This is a genomic window from Nocardia sp. NPDC052112, from assembly GCF_040680135.1.
In the GTDB taxonomy this organism is placed as follows: domain Bacteria; phylum Actinomycetota; class Actinomycetes; order Mycobacteriales; family Mycobacteriaceae; genus Nocardia.
The window spans coordinates 248,927-262,846 of the sequence record NZ_JBFAWD010000011.1 but is presented as its reverse complement, the minus strand read 5'-3'; the positions used below and the strand labels follow the sequence as shown (position 1 = coordinate 262,846).

At 67.1% G+C, this 13,920-nt stretch carries 11 protein-coding genes; 7 read left to right on the top strand and 4 right to left on the bottom strand.

Annotation, left to right across the window (positions count from 1 at the left end):
• Positions 1 to 292 precede the first annotated feature (292 nt).
• The 3 genes from menD to AB0L58_RS23075 form a co-directional block, all read right to left on the bottom strand.
• Positions 293 to 1,936: a 2-succinyl-5-enolpyruvyl-6-hydroxy-3-cyclohexene-1-carboxylic-acid synthase gene (gene menD / locus AB0L58_RS23085; RefSeq protein WP_364389572.1), complete on the bottom strand. Its 1,644-nt coding sequence runs from the start codon at positions 1,934 to 1,936 to the stop codon at positions 293 to 295.
• Between the two features lie 374 nt (positions 1,937 to 2,310).
• Complete coding sequence (locus AB0L58_RS23080) at positions 2,311 to 2,754, bottom strand: hypothetical protein (RefSeq protein WP_364389570.1); 444 nt, start codon at positions 2,752 to 2,754, stop codon at positions 2,311 to 2,313.
• 86 nt (positions 2,755 to 2,840) lie between these two features.
• Positions 2,841 to 3,473, bottom strand: coding sequence for a PaaI family thioesterase (locus AB0L58_RS23075; protein ID WP_364389620.1), 633 nt, complete (start codon positions 3,471 to 3,473; stop codon positions 2,841 to 2,843).
• Between the two features lie 235 nt (positions 3,474 to 3,708).
• Between AB0L58_RS23075 and AB0L58_RS23070 the strand changes: the two genes are divergently transcribed.
• The 5 genes from AB0L58_RS23070 to AB0L58_RS23050 all read left to right on the top strand — a co-directional run bounded on the left by AB0L58_RS23070 (position 3,709) and on the right by AB0L58_RS23050 (position 8,832).
• Positions 3,709 to 4,602, top strand: a complete 894-nt coding sequence (locus tag AB0L58_RS23070; protein ID WP_364389569.1) for a 1,4-dihydroxy-2-naphthoyl-CoA synthase — start codon at positions 3,709 to 3,711, stop codon at positions 4,600 to 4,602.
• A gap of 1 nt (position 4,603) precedes the next feature.
• Positions 4,604 to 4,996, top strand: coding sequence for a VOC family protein (locus AB0L58_RS23065; protein WP_364389567.1), 393 nt, complete (start codon positions 4,604 to 4,606; stop codon positions 4,994 to 4,996).
• A 473-nt stretch (positions 4,997 to 5,469) separates the two neighbouring features.
• On the top strand, positions 5,470 to 6,630 hold the full coding sequence (gene menE, locus AB0L58_RS23060; protein ID WP_364389566.1) for an o-succinylbenzoate--CoA ligase: 1,161 nt from the start codon (positions 5,470 to 5,472) through the stop codon (positions 6,628 to 6,630).
• A 379-nt stretch (positions 6,631 to 7,009) separates the two neighbouring features.
• A complete protein-coding gene (locus AB0L58_RS23055) occupies positions 7,010 to 7,999 on the top strand; it encodes an ATP-binding cassette domain-containing protein (protein WP_364389564.1) in 990 nt (329 codons plus the stop codon).
• Positions 7,996 to 8,832, top strand: a complete 837-nt coding sequence (locus tag AB0L58_RS23050) for an ABC transporter permease (protein ID WP_364389563.1) — start codon at positions 7,996 to 7,998, stop codon at positions 8,830 to 8,832. Before AB0L58_RS23055 ends, AB0L58_RS23050 begins: the two co-directional genes overlap by 4 nt.
• A gap of 42 nt (positions 8,833 to 8,874) precedes the next feature.
• Here AB0L58_RS23050 and AB0L58_RS23045 read toward each other — a convergent pair whose 3' ends face one another.
• Positions 8,875 to 12,474: a BTAD domain-containing putative transcriptional regulator gene (locus AB0L58_RS23045; protein WP_364389561.1), complete on the bottom strand. Its 3,600-nt coding sequence runs from the start codon at positions 12,472 to 12,474 to the stop codon at positions 8,875 to 8,877.
• 46 nt (positions 12,475 to 12,520) lie between these two features.
• Between AB0L58_RS23045 and AB0L58_RS23040 the strand changes: the two genes are divergently transcribed.
• The gene (locus AB0L58_RS23040; RefSeq protein ID WP_364389560.1) at positions 12,521 to 12,979 is read left to right on the top strand and encodes an SRPBCC family protein; all 459 of its coding nucleotides are present in this window, start codon (positions 12,521 to 12,523) and stop codon (positions 12,977 to 12,979) included.
• A 45-nt stretch (positions 12,980 to 13,024) separates the two neighbouring features.
• Positions 13,025 to 13,897, top strand: a complete 873-nt coding sequence (locus tag AB0L58_RS23035; RefSeq protein WP_364389559.1) for a 1,4-dihydroxy-2-naphthoate polyprenyltransferase — start codon at positions 13,025 to 13,027, stop codon at positions 13,895 to 13,897.
• The last annotated feature ends 23 nt before the right edge of the window (positions 13,898 to 13,920 follow it).

Here is a 13,920-nt window from a genome sequence, read left to right as displayed (position 1 = left end):
CTCGACTCCACCACGCACCACGCCCCACCGCACCCACACGTCCACACGCAAACGCTCGCCCACAGCTACACCTCACCAGCACTCGACTCCACCACGCACCACGCCCCACCGCACCCACACGTCCACACGCAAACGCTCACCCACAGTTACGCCCCGCCAGCACTCGACTCCACCACGCGCTGCACCCCACCGCACCCACAGTCCACACGCAAACGCTCGCCCACAGCCACCGGCACTCAACCCACCACGCACCACGCCCCACCGCACCCACAGTCCACGCGCAAGCGCTCGCTCACCGAGCGATCTTGGCGCGGACGGTCGCGTGCAACTCCCGCAGACTGGAACGCTCGGTCGCGACCTCGAGCACCCGCAACCCATGCGCATGCCCGGCCAATTCGGCCGCCAACTGCTCGGTATCGACCTGCTTGTGTGGAATCCGATAGGCGGCACACAGCGCGGCCAGATCCATCCCGTGCGGTGTACCGAAGACGCGCTCGAAAACACCGGCGTACTGCGGATCACCCTGTTCCAGGAGTTCGAAGATGCCGCCACCGTCGTCGTTGGCGACCACGATGGTCAGATCGGCCGGACGGGGTTCACCGCGGCCGATGAGCAGGCCGGAGGCGTCGTGCAGGAAGGTGAGGTCACCGATCAGCGCGATGGTGCGGCCGGCGTGGTGCAGTGCCGCGCCGACGGCCGTGGACACGGTGCCGTCGATACCGGCCACACCGCGATTGGACAGCACCCGGACACCAGGCCGCGGATGCGAGACCAGGGCCGCGTCGCGTACGGGATTGGATGCGCCGAGCAACAGCTGATCGCCCTCGCGCAGCGCGTCCATCACCACCGCGGCGACGTGCAGTCCGGTCGGCTTCGGATGATTGGCCAGTTCCGCGCGGACGACCTGATCGGCCTTCGCATCGAGTTCGCGGCAGTACGCGAGCCAGTCCGCACTCGGCGCACCGGTGGTGACCGCCCTGGTTCCGGTACCGACCACATTGCCGGAGACATCGGGCCAGCGCGGACCGGTGGTGAGCGCGTAGACGGTGACGGCCGGATCGGCCAGGACCTTCGCGACCTGACGATGTAGCGTCGGCCGCCCGGTGATGATCGCCTGCCGCGGCTTCAGCAGCGGCAAGGCCAGCGGGTGCAGGGACGGACCGTGCATCGGGGCCGTGGGTTCGGCCACCGTCGGCAGCTCGGCCAGTTCCGGCCGCAATCCGGCGCCGTGGCCGGAGATGACGACCGTATCGGGCGTCAGGTCGAGGTCGAGCGGTACATCGAGCGTCGCGTACCGGGTACTCGTCCATGCCTCGCCAGCGGGGCGGCCCTGGGGCGCCCACTCGTCCGGCGTGTGATCCGGCACCAGCGGCTCGCGCAGCGGGATATCGAAGTGCACCGGCCCGGCATTGCCGGAACGGGTGCCACGGGCCGCGGCGAGTGCCCGGCAGACAGCCGAACGCCACTGGCTGTTCTGGTGTCCGTAGGCCACGCCACCATCGGTACCGGCCTCCTCCTCGGCGAGTCCGAGGCTGATCGAGGCACGCACCTGGCTACCGAACAGCCCGAACTGTTCGACGGTCTGATTGGCGCCGGAGCCGAGCATCTCGTAGGGCCGGTTGGCGCTCAGTACCACCAGCGGCACGCGGGCATAGTTCGCCTCCAGCACCGCGGGGCCGAGATTGGCGACGGCGGTTCCCGACGTCATCACCACCGGTACCGGCAGCCGACCGGCGATGGCGAGTCCGATGGCCAGGAAGCCCGCGGTTCGCTCGTCGACGCGCATATGCAGGCGCAGTCGGCCCGCGGCATCGGCCGCTTGCAGTGCGAATGCCAGGGGCGCGTTTCTCGACCCCGGACATAGCACGACATCCCGCACACCCCCGCGCGCGAGTTCGTCAACGACCACTTGCGCCTGTGCTGTAGACGGGTTCACGCCTCCAGGCTCTCAGACAGTTGCTTCGACGTCTTCGTCACCCTGCTCACAATGGCACCTCGCTAGCGCTCGGCACCATTGTGCCCAGAGGGACGCTGTGCCGTTGGTTCACCCGCTGCGCTCCCTCACGCCTGTCGGGGTTGGCGGAAAATTCGCCCCGCGTCCACCACCGGACGCGGGGCGCTCAGCGCCCGTGGTCGGCCGAATCGCCGTGCGCGACTGTGATCGTCGCCGGCGCACCCACCACGGAGCGAGTCCATGAGCGAACGCAGTGAGCGACAAAACACAGCCGCCCATGCAGTCATGCCGAAGCCGAGCGCCAGCGAGGCGCAGGCATGAGCTCAATACGCGGCGCCGTGGCGCCGCCAGCTAACTCAGGCGTGCCGCTGCACCAGGTCGCCCAGCCGCGGCAGGGCCTCGATGACGTTCTTCTTGGCCGAGGAACGCATCGACGAGTAGACCTTCTGCAGCGCCGGACGGGTCGAGGCCTCGGCACGCGCGTCGGTCACCGAGAGCAAAGCCTCGGCGACCTCATCCGACTTGGCGACCAGCAGGTCGGCGAACTTGCCGGACCCGGTCGCCGTGTATTCCTGCCAAAACGGCTCCAGCTGCGTAACGAGCTTGGGGGCCAAGGACTCCAGCGCGTCCGGCACGATGGACGGGCTGATCTTCTTGACCGCCGCGTACCCACCCTTGACGGCCAGGCCCGACGCACCACCCTTGTCCGACACCTCGGCGTCCAGAACCTCCTTGGCATCGGCAAGGAAGGCCGAGCGCTTCGCGTCGTCGAGCAGGGATTCAGACAGTGCTGCAACCACTTTCAGGTTCCTCCGGGATCGATGTCGATGAACGAGCGCACGTCACTATACGCACTGGTGCGCAGAGTCACACGGCACTCATCCGGCTACGGCTGCCACGGCAGCAATTGGATCATCAATCCTTCACAATCCGCGAGGACATTGCCCTGCTCATCGACCAATTCGGCGGTAATGAACGTTTTGCGCCCTTCGATGCGATCGACGCGACCCCGCACGGTCAGCGGCGTCTGCAACGGAGTGATCTTGCGATAGTTCACATGCAGATAGGCGGTGCGACTGATCGGCCGTCCGGCGTAGTGCACGATCATGCCGAGCAGATCGTCGAAGAGCAGTGGGAGCACGCCACCGTGCGCCGCGCCGTTGCCGCCGAGATGGAAGCGACGGAATTCACCGGTCATCACGATGCCGTCGGGTCCGGCTTCGACGACCTGCCACGGCGGCAGCAAAAGGCTGCCGCGGCCGGGCAATTCGACCGCACGGCCCGCCGGGCTCTGCAGCTCCGGTGCGCGGTAGGGCTCGAGCAGCTCGACGAGTTCGCGCGTCCGGTCGAGTGCCTCGCCGAAGATCTCGTCGGGGGCGTCCGCGGAGACGGCCAGATCCTGCAGTGCGCGCATGGCCTCGACGAACGGGCCGAAGTTGGCGCCGACGCGCGCGCGGGAAACCTTGGGGAAGCCGCCGTGCTTCTCGTACCGGGATTCGTCCACCGCGCTGCTGTCGATGCGCGGACCGGACCGCCCGACAACGCGTTCCGGAACCCGTTTCACTGCCTCGTGCCCGCCCGTCACCCGACTGCCGCCCTCATGGAATCGCTTCGCGATGCTCCGTTCATAGTTGCACGGTATCGCGTTGTTATACACCGTCAAGTCGTACCGTCGAGTAATGGAATCGACACCGTAGAAGTTCGCATGGAAGTCGCTGACCCCCGAAACATCGGTGGGGGCAATAATCACTGGGGTGACGTTCAATCCGAAGCTGTGGCGACCCGTTCCGGGGTTCGAGAACCTGACCGACATCACCTATCACCGGCATATCGCACAGGGCACCGTCCGGGTGGCCTTCGATCGGCCGGAGGTGCGCAATGCGTTCCGCCCCCATACGGTCGACGAGCTCTATCGCGCGCTCGACCACGCGAGGATGACCCCGGACGTCGGTGCGGTGCTCATCACCGGCAACGGACCGAGCCCCAAGGACGGCGGTTGGGCCTTCTGCTCTGGTGGCGACCAGCGCATTCGTGGCCGCAGCGGCTACCAGTACGCCGATGGCGAGACCGCGGACACCGTCGACCAGGCGCGCGCGGGCCGGCTGCACATCCTCGAGGTGCAGCGGCTGATCCGGTTCATGCCGAAGGTGGTCATCGCGCTGGTCAACGGCTGGGCGGCGGGCGGCGGGCACAGTCTGCACGTGGTCTGCGATCTGACCCTGGCCAGCCGCGAGCACGCCAGGTTCAAGCAGACCGACGCCGATGTCGGCAGCTTCGACGGCGGTTACGGCAGCGCCTATCTCGCGAAAATGGTCGGCCAGAAATTCGCGCGGGAAATCTTCTTCCTCGGTCGTCCCTACACCGCCGAGGAAATGCATCAGATGGGCGCGGTGAACAAGGTGGTCGACCACGCCGAACTGGAAAATGTCGCGCTGGAGTGGACCACCGATATCAACGGAAAGTCCCCGCAGGCCCAGCGCATGCTGAAGTACGCGTTCAATCTGCTCGACGACGGTCTGGTCGGTCAGCAACTGTTCGCGGGCGAGGCCACCCGGATGGCGTACATGACCGATGAGGCGATCGAGGGCCGCGACGCCTTCCTGGAGAAGCGCAAGCCGGACTGGACCCCCTACCCCTGGTACTTCTGAGATGGACATCCTCAGCAGCCGGGTCATCCTGCGGCCCGCCGACTACCGGACAACCCTCGCCTTCTACCGCGACGGCCTGGGTTTGGCGATCGCACGCGAGTATCCGGGCGGCACGGTTTTCTTCGCTGGACAGTCGCTGATCGAGGTAGCCGCGCACGGCGGATCGGGCAAATCGACCACTTTCGAAGGCGCGCTCTGGCTGCAGGTACGCGACCTTTCGGACACGGCGGCGGAGTTCGCGCTCAAGGGGATTCGCATCGAGCGCGAGCCGGTGCGCGAGCCCTGGGGACTGATCGAAATGTGGGTGCGGGATCCGGACGGTGTCCCGATCGTTGTGGTCGAAGTGCCGCCCGAACATCCGATTCGACGGGATTCACGCTGGTCACCGCACTGATCGCGACGTAAGCGTTGACGCGGGCAATCCGGCTCGAGTTGCCAATGCCGACCCCGGCGAGGACGATAACCCACGGATGGCCGCCCGACCGCCGACGTCCGGGTGACCTTTTGAGTACCGTCCTCCGAGTGAATCGCAGTCTCGATGTCCGGCGTACCCGAGTTCTTCTCCCCTGACGCGGCCGAACCCCCAGCGCGCCGCCCCAGCAAACCGACCCCTGCCGCGTGCGGTCACATTGACATGACACGATCAGACTCGTGAGGGAGCGCAGCGAGCGAACCATGAACACAGCGCGCCTGCGCACGACGGCGCCGAGCACCAGCGAGGTGCGGTCGTGAGAGAGCGAAGCGAACGAGCCATGGGAATCGCGCGCCCGCGAGTGACGGGGGCCGAGTCATGAGCGAACGCAGCGAGCGAATCAACAACACAGCGCGACCGCACATGACGGCGCCGAGCACCGGCGAGGTCTGGTCATGAGCCGCACCTTGCGGACGCTGCCGATGCCGACCGGATCGGGGCTGGGCGATGTCATGCCGCATCTGCGAGAAGTGTTGGAAGGCAACGGCCCAGCATGGTTGCCGATACCGACCAGCGACCGTCGCGAGGCCCGGCGGCTGAGCGATGCGCTCGGGCCCGGCGAACGGATCGATGACGAGGTCGCGCTGGTGGTGACCACCTCCGGCACCACCGGAGTGCCGAAGGGCGCCATGCTCAGCTCCGCCGCGCTGCGGGCCAGCGGGACCGCGACACACGATCGACTCGGTGGACCAGGCACCTGGCTGCTCGCACTGCCGACCCATCACATCGCGGGCATCCAGGTGCTGCTGCGCAGCATTCTGGCCGGTACCGAACCCGCCGTGCTCGATGTTTCCGGCGGCTTCCTCCCCGAGGCGCTGGCGGGCGCGATTTCCGGTATGCGCGGGGAACGCCGCTACACCGCACTGGTACCGACCCAGCTGATCAAGGCGCTGGAGGCACCCACCGCCGCGGCGGCACTTGCCCAATTGGACGGTGTGCTCGTCGGCGGCGCGGCCACTCCGGCACCGGTCTACGAACGCGCGAAAGCGGCCGGTATCAACGTCGTTCGCACCTACGGCATGAGCGAAACCTGCGGCGGCTGTGTCTATGACGGAGTTCCCCTCGACGGCACCGAGATTCGCATCGAGGACGGTCGTGTGCTGCTCGGCGGCGCGATGATCGCCAACGGCTACCGCGGCCAGCCCGACCATCCGGCCTTCGCCGAACCCGGCTGGTTCCGCACCGAGGACGCGGGCTCCTACGACAACGGTGTACTCAGCATCAGCGGACGCCTCGACGAGGCGATCACGACCGGCGGACTGCTTGTCATCCCACAGGTGGTGGAGGCCGTGCTGATCACCCATCCCGGCATCAGCGAATGCGTGGTGCTCGGTCTGCCCGACGATCGGCTCGGCCAACGGGTCGCGGTCGCGGTGGTCCCCGCCCCTGGCGCCAGCCCGACGCTCGAGGAACTGCGCGATCATGTTGTGCGCGAACTCGACCCCATCGCCGCACCGCGCGAGCTGGCGATCCTGGACGAGCTTCCACTGCGCGGACCGGGCAAGCCGGACCGCGTCAAACTCCGCGAGCATCTCCTCGCGGAGTCGACACACTGACGGCGGGTCCCACGGCCGGATCGGCGGAACCTGCCGCTGCCGATGAGCACCGGCAACGGCTCTGTGGATCGCTGTCCACGGCACCGTACAAAGCTGACGAGCGCGGCAGCTCCGACACGCTCGCACCCACCCGGTGTGCCTGACCGCAGCATCGCCCGAGTCGGCTGTGAAATGACAACAGTTCGGAAAGCGTCACCCTGGAGCCGCGCTGCTCTGTTCGCCGACGGCTCGTCCCGATGGTCGACAGTGGTCGTCGTCCGAGCAGACGCGCGACGTGCTTCTGACGTTGCAGCGGGCGCACGGCCACGCAAGTGCGTGCAAGACAGCGACGACACCGCGGTGCAAGGACCGTGCAAGGCACGGGCCGCAAAGTTTGGGCATGACTTCATACACACCCACTTCAGTGCTCGCCGTCGAGGCGGACAGCCTGGTCAAGGTGTTCGGGGAACAGCGCGCCGTCGACGGTGTGAGCCTGGCGGTTCCGCAGGGCTCGGTCTACGGCGTGCTCGGCCCGAACGGCGCGGGCAAGACCACGACCATCCGCATGCTGGCCACCCTGCTGCGCCCCGACGGCGGCAGCGCTCGCATCTTCGGCCGCGACGTCGTCGCGGAACCGACCGCGGTTCGGTCCCTGGTCGGTGTCACCGGGCAGTACGCCTCGGTCGACGAGGACCTCACGGCCACCGAAAATCTGATCATCTTCTCCCGCCTGCTCGGCCTCAGCCGGATCGATGCCAGGAGCAAGTCGGTCGAACTGCTTGAGGAATTCGACCTCACCGAGGCGGCGAACAAGCCGCTGAAGAACTTCTCCGGCGGCATGCGACGCCGCCTCGATCTGGCTGCCAGCCTGATCGCGACACCGCCGCTGCTGTTCCTGGACGAGCCGACGACCGGCCTCGATCCGCGCACCCGCGCCCAGATGTGGGAGACCATCCGGCGGCTGGTCCGCGAGGGCGCGACGGTACTGCTCACCACGCAGTATCTGGACGAGGCCGATCAGCTCGCCGACCGGATCGCCGTCATCGACCACGGCAAGGTGATCGCCGACGGCACCGCCGACGAGCTCAAGTCCTCGGTCGGTGGCTCATCACTGCATCTGACCCTGGTCGATCGGGCCCAACTCGAGGAGGCCCGTCGCATTGTCGCCGACTTCCTCGGCGCCGAGGCCCAGATCACGCCCGAGGCCGGACGGCTCACGGCACCGTTGCCGGACGCGGGTATGACCGCCGACCTGCTGATCCGCCTGCGCGAGTGGGAGATCGCGATCGACGAGATCACCGTCACCAAGCCCAGCCTCGACGAGGTCTTCCTCACCATCACCGGCCACCCGGCCGAAGACGACAACGATTCGGAACGGAGCGCGGCATGACCACTATTACCGCACCAACCCCGGCGCGCCACGCTGCGCCGACCGCAATCCCGGAGGCCAGCAACAAGATCAGCCTCCGCCAGACCGTCGAGACCTCGTTCACGATGGCCTACCGCGGCATTCTGAAGATCAAGCACAATCCGGAACAGCTGTTCGATGTGACGATTCAGCCGATCCTGTTCACCGCGTTGTTCGCCTACATCTTCGGCGGCGCGATCTCGCACAATGTGCACGACTACCTGCCGATCCTGATTCCGGGCATCCTCGTGCAGACCGTCATCCTCACCTCCGTCGTCACCGGTACCCAACTGCGCGAGGATATGGACAAGGGCGTTTTCGACCGGTTCAAATCCCTGCCCATTTCCCGTATTTCGGCGCTGGCGGGCGCATTGATCGCCGATATGGTGCGCTACAGTCTCGCGACCGTGCTCACCGTGGTCGTCGGTCTGTGCCTCGGCTACCGTCCCGGCGGTGGGTTCGTCGGGGTCGTGGTCGCCGGTCTGGTGGTGATCTTCTGCTCGTTCGCAGTGAGCTGGATTTGGGCGCTGGTCGGCGTCACGGGTAAGAGCGCCGCTGGCGTGCAGGGCATTTCCATGATGATCATGTTCCCGCTGACCTTCATGTCCGGCGCGTTCGCACAGGTCAGCACGATGCCGGGTTGGCTGCAGGGGATCAACCACGCGAACCCGATCTACTACATGGTCAATGCCGCCCGAGAGTTGATGAACGGCAACGTCTACACCAGCGATCTGGTCTGGTCAGTGGTCGGCTCGATGGTCGTGATCGTGATCTTCGCACCCCTCGCGGTCCGCGCCTATATGCGCCGGGCGTGACCACTCGGATCTGAGCGCTACCCGAAAGTCGCGGTGGGTAAGTCACCCACCGCGATTTTCGTCGTCGCAGGACAGTTCCTGCAGGAGTTCGAGTATTCGCGCAGCCGCTTGTCGTCGACGCATACCGGCGGCCCTGGTCAGTGCTGCCTCGAAGCGCTCGTCGCCCACCGTTGTTCGGTGCAGTGCCACGTGCCGCCGCAATTCGGCCGACGGACTATCCTGTCGCCCCACGACTTTGCCGGCCAGCGAGACCAACTCCACGCCGATCTCCGAATCACGCTGTACTGCGAGATAATACGTTCCGACCGCATTGGCGACCGCACCGATCTGCGGCAGGTCGTAGAACTGTCCGAGCCGGCCCATCGCGAGGCTGAGCAGCGTGCGCGCGATATCGTCGGCCTCCGCCGCGCGTCCGTGCAGCACGTACGCGTCCACCGCCCCGCTCGCGGTCATCAGAATGCCAGGGCCGGGCATCGGTTCGTCATCGGGCCAGCCGTACAGGTCGAGTGCCCGACGATAGTGGCGCAGCCCGGCATCGATATCGCCCTCGGCCAGTTCGAGTTCCGCGATGCCGATGACCACCGGTGCCAGCCGGTGGTTGCGTCGGATGTGCGGGTCGTCGATCGCGGTACCGTGTGCCGGATCCCCGTCCGCGGCGCCGAGCGCGAAGCCCAGCTCCCGCCGCGCTTCGGCCAGCCGACCCGCGCCGATCAGCGATACCGCAAGATAGCTGCGTATCTCAACGGCCTCTTCGTGAGCACGCAACTCCCGCAACAGTTCCGCGGCCCGGCGGTAGTAATCCACCGCATCGGCATAGTGCGCGGTCTGTCCGGCGAGTTGCCCGAGGTGCTGGGTAACCATCGCCGTGCCCCACACATCGGTGCCCTCGATCAGCTGCAAGGCGGCCTTCGCGTCCCGAGCGGAGCCGTAGACATGGCCGGCGTTCTCCCTGATATTCGCGCGCATGAACACCGCCGCGGCACGTATCACCGGGTCCGGCGACTTGGCACCGTCGGCGAATAGCCTGGGCACGTCCGAACCCGAGGTATCAGAGCAGGCCATGACGCCGAGAAAGCGCACCCCCCTATTGAGATCGATTGCTGTGCTGAGCAATCGACGGACCCGCGCCCGGGTGGTCGCCACCGCACGCAGATTGCCGCCCAGGTACACCATGTGCATACCGATCAGCAGGTGCGCGAGCATCTGCAGATCGGCGACCGTACCGTGCACCGGACCGGGTTCGGGTGCCAGGTTGATAATCCGGCGCCCCCAACCGCTCAGCTCCATATGCGCGCCACGCATCACCCAGAGCGTGCCGACGATCGGGAAGACCCGGTACACCGTGCGGGCGTCCCTGCGCTCCAATGCGTATCGCAGCACCGTGACCAGATTGTCCAGCTCCGCACCGACCGAGAGCACGGTGGCCACCTGCTCGTCGGAGAGATAGCGGTACACCGTGGCGATCGAATAGTCACGGGCCCAGCGCGACATGCGGTCCATCACCACGGGACGTTCGTCGATCGCACCCGAAATGCCCGCCGCCGCGTCGGATCCGGTCAGAGCCAGCTGTTCCTCACCGAATTCGCGGACCGTCTCCAGCATGCGGTAGCGGGTTCCGATCAGGCCCTCGTCGTCGTCCAGGACGGTGAGCAGCGATTGGCTGACCAGCCCGTCCACGGCCGTGGCCACATCGTCGACATCCGGGCCGCCCGCGACCACTTCGGCGGCATCGAGGGTGAACCCGGCCGGAAAGCGACACAGCCTGCGCAAGGCGATCTGTTGCGGCTCCTCGAGCAGATTCCAGCTCCACGCGATGACCGCGTGCAAGGTGCGGTGCCGTTCCGGCGAGGAGCGATCTCCACTGCGCAGCAAGGCGAATCGGTGTTCCAAGCGGGTTTCGATTTCCTCGACGCTCATGGTTCGCGCGCGGGCGGCGGCGAGTTCGATGGCCAGCGGCAGCCCGTCCAGCGTGCCGCACAGCCGGGCCACCACCTCGGGATCCAGGCGCACTGTCGGCCGCACCGCACGCGCTCTGGCCATGAACAGATCGGTCGCGGGCGATCCGGCCGCGTCGATGGACAGGGGCGCCAGCGGATAGACCGTTTCCGCGGTGATCGCCAGTGGCGCGCGGCTGGTGGTGAGCACACTGAGTTGATCGCAGCTGCCGACCAGATCGGCGACCACCTCGGCGACCGCGTCGATCAGGTGCTCACAGTTGTCCAAGATCAACAGCGTCGGGCGGGCGGCGAGCGCATCGCGTAGTCGACGACCGGCATCGCTGTAGCCGGTGGAACGCCGCCACGCGGTTTCCCGGACGATCTCGCCGAGGCCGAGCGTGGTGCTGATCGCGGCCTCGACGTCCGCGCGCGGATCGGCCTCGGCGGCCGTATCCGCTCGCACCGACGCCAACTCCACCAGCACCACGGATTCGCTGCGCGCGATCCGTGCGCCCAATTCGTTGGCCACCCTGGTCTTTCCGGTGCCGCCGGGGCCGAGGACGGTCGTCACCCGGGAGCGGTGCAGCAGTTGCTCGAGTGCGTCCAGATCGGCGGCACGTCCGAGCAGGGCATTGGGGGCCGCGCGCAAGCCGATCGCGGAGTGGGCACCCGGTGCTGCGGCAGTGGCCGAATCCGAGACTCGTCCAATCGAATCCGGCGCCGCCGAATCCCGACCCACGGAATCCCGTCCGGCCGAATCCCCCACCGCGACCGATACCGCCGGATCAGCTGATGTGACCGAATTCATATCGAGCGTCGGGTTCGCCACGACCCCACCCTGATCGATCCGCGACGCGAAACCAGGCACCGGATCACCGCGCAGGATTGCGGTATTCAGCTCCACCAGCGCCGGACCCGGATCCGCGCCGAGCTCTTCGACAAGTCGCCCACGGATCGATGCGAAGACATCGAGGGCTTCGTTGGGGCGACCGGACGCGGCGAGCAACCGCATCAAGGTGGCGTGCGCGGCCTCGTCGAGCGGTTTCGCTGCCGTGGTACGGCGGGTGATCGCCACCGCGCCGTCGAGATCGCCGCTGGCGACCCTGGCGGCGACCTCGATCGCCTCCAGTTCGGACCAGCGGTATGCGGCCGCAGTGCGCAGCTCGTCGGCGAGGTCGCCCGCTGGCAGGTCGGCACCGGGCTCGCCACGCCAGAGCGATCTGGCCCTGGTCAGCACCTCGAGACATCCGGCGTGGTCACCGTCGACCTGTTTGGCGCGGGCCGCGCGCATCAGATCGTCCACGACGGTCAAATCGACCTGATCGGCGGTCAAGGTGAGACGGTAGCCCGCCGGGCCGATCTCCAGCGCGGCATCCGGCAGCGCCGAGCGCAGCCGTGAGACCTGGGTGTGCAGCGCGTTCATCGGCGCGCGCGGCGGCTGCTCACCCCACACCGCATCGATCAGCGCCTGAGCATTGCGGCTGCGGCCGGGGCGCAGCGCCAGAGCCGCGAGCAGCAGCCGCGAGCGCGCCCCGGGCAACGCCACGAGCGCGCCGTCTCGGCGTAGCGCGATCTCGCCCAGCAGGGCCACTACGACCGATTCGCCTGCGGGCGTCGTCAGGGTTTGACTTCGGCCATTCGGGCCGCTCTGATCGGGAAACATTCCGTCGATATCGTATGCGAGCACTCCGTGCCGGGCGGGCATGGTTTTTCTCCCCTGTTCGGACCGGTAAGTCGCTTACGCTGAGCGCATGGCTGAGTTCGAAATCGTTCGGCAGGCTGTGATCACGGCCGAGCCCGCGCGCATTCATGGGCTGATCGACAACTTCCACGAGTGGACCAAGTGGTCGCCGTGGGAAGACGTCGATCCACAACTGCAGCGGAAGTACTCCGGGCCGGACGCCGGGGTCGGCGCCCACTACGCCTGGGATGGCAACCGCAAGGCCGGTCGCGGCAGCATGGAGATCACCTCGAGTGACGACCGGACGATCGGCATTCGGCTCGCCTTCGAGAAGCCTTTCAAGGCCACCAACAAGACGACCTTCGAGCTGAATCCCGTCGAGGGCGGCACCGAGGTGGTCTGGCGGATGACCGGGCAGCGCCAGGGCCTGATGGGACTGATCGGCAAGGTGCTCCCATTCGACAACATGATCGGCAAGGATTTCGAAAAGGGTCTCGATCGTTTGCAGGCCGCCGTCGCGGCCAACTGAACCGCCCGAGCGGACCGAACCGCGGCCGCGCATTAGGCTGCGAATATGGCTACAGCAGCGCAATGGCTCGAGGGCGCACGGCCCCGTACCCTGCCGAACGCGATCGCCCCTGTCCTTGCCGGAACCGGCGCCGCGGCCTCCATCGATGGTGCGGTGTGGTGGAAAGCCGTTCTCGCGCTGCTGGTCTCGCTGGCACTGATCATCGGGGTGAATTACGCCAACGATTACTCCGACGGCATCCGCGGTACCGATGACGTGCGGGTCGGCCCACTGCGGCTGGTCGGGCAGCAGCTCGCCTCGCCCGCCGCGGTCAAGAACGCCGCAATCCTCAGCCTGGCCATCGGCGCGGTATTCGGGCTGGTGCTCGTCATCGCGACGGCGTGGTGGTTGCTGCTGGTCGGCGCGGCCTGCCTGGCCGGTGCCTGGTTCTACACCGGCGGCAAAAAGCCCTATGGCTACAGCGGATTCGGCGAGTTGGCGGTCTTCGTCTTCTTCGGTCTGATCGGTGTGCTCGGCACCGAATTCGTGCAGGCCGAGCGGATCGAATGGGCGGGGCTGGTGCTGGCGATCGGGGTCGGGGCGTTCTCCAGTGCGGTACTGGTCGCCAATAACCTGCGCGATATTCCGACCGATACCGAATCCGGGAAGGTCACCCTCGCGGTCAAACTCGGCGATCCGCGGACCCGGACGCTGCATCTGGCGCTGCTCGCGGTGCCGTTCATCGCGACGCTGCTGTTGGTCGTCCGCACGCCGTGGGCGCTGGTCGGGCTGGTCGCCGTGCCGTTGGCGGTGCGCGCCAACGCACCGGTACGCTCCGGTAAGGGTGGGCTGGAATTGATTCCGGCGCTCCGCGATTCGGGGTTGGCGCTGTTGGTGTGGTCGGCGGTTACCGCCTTGGCGTTGGGTATCGCCGGTTAGCAGCGCGCGGGCGACCAGGTGGG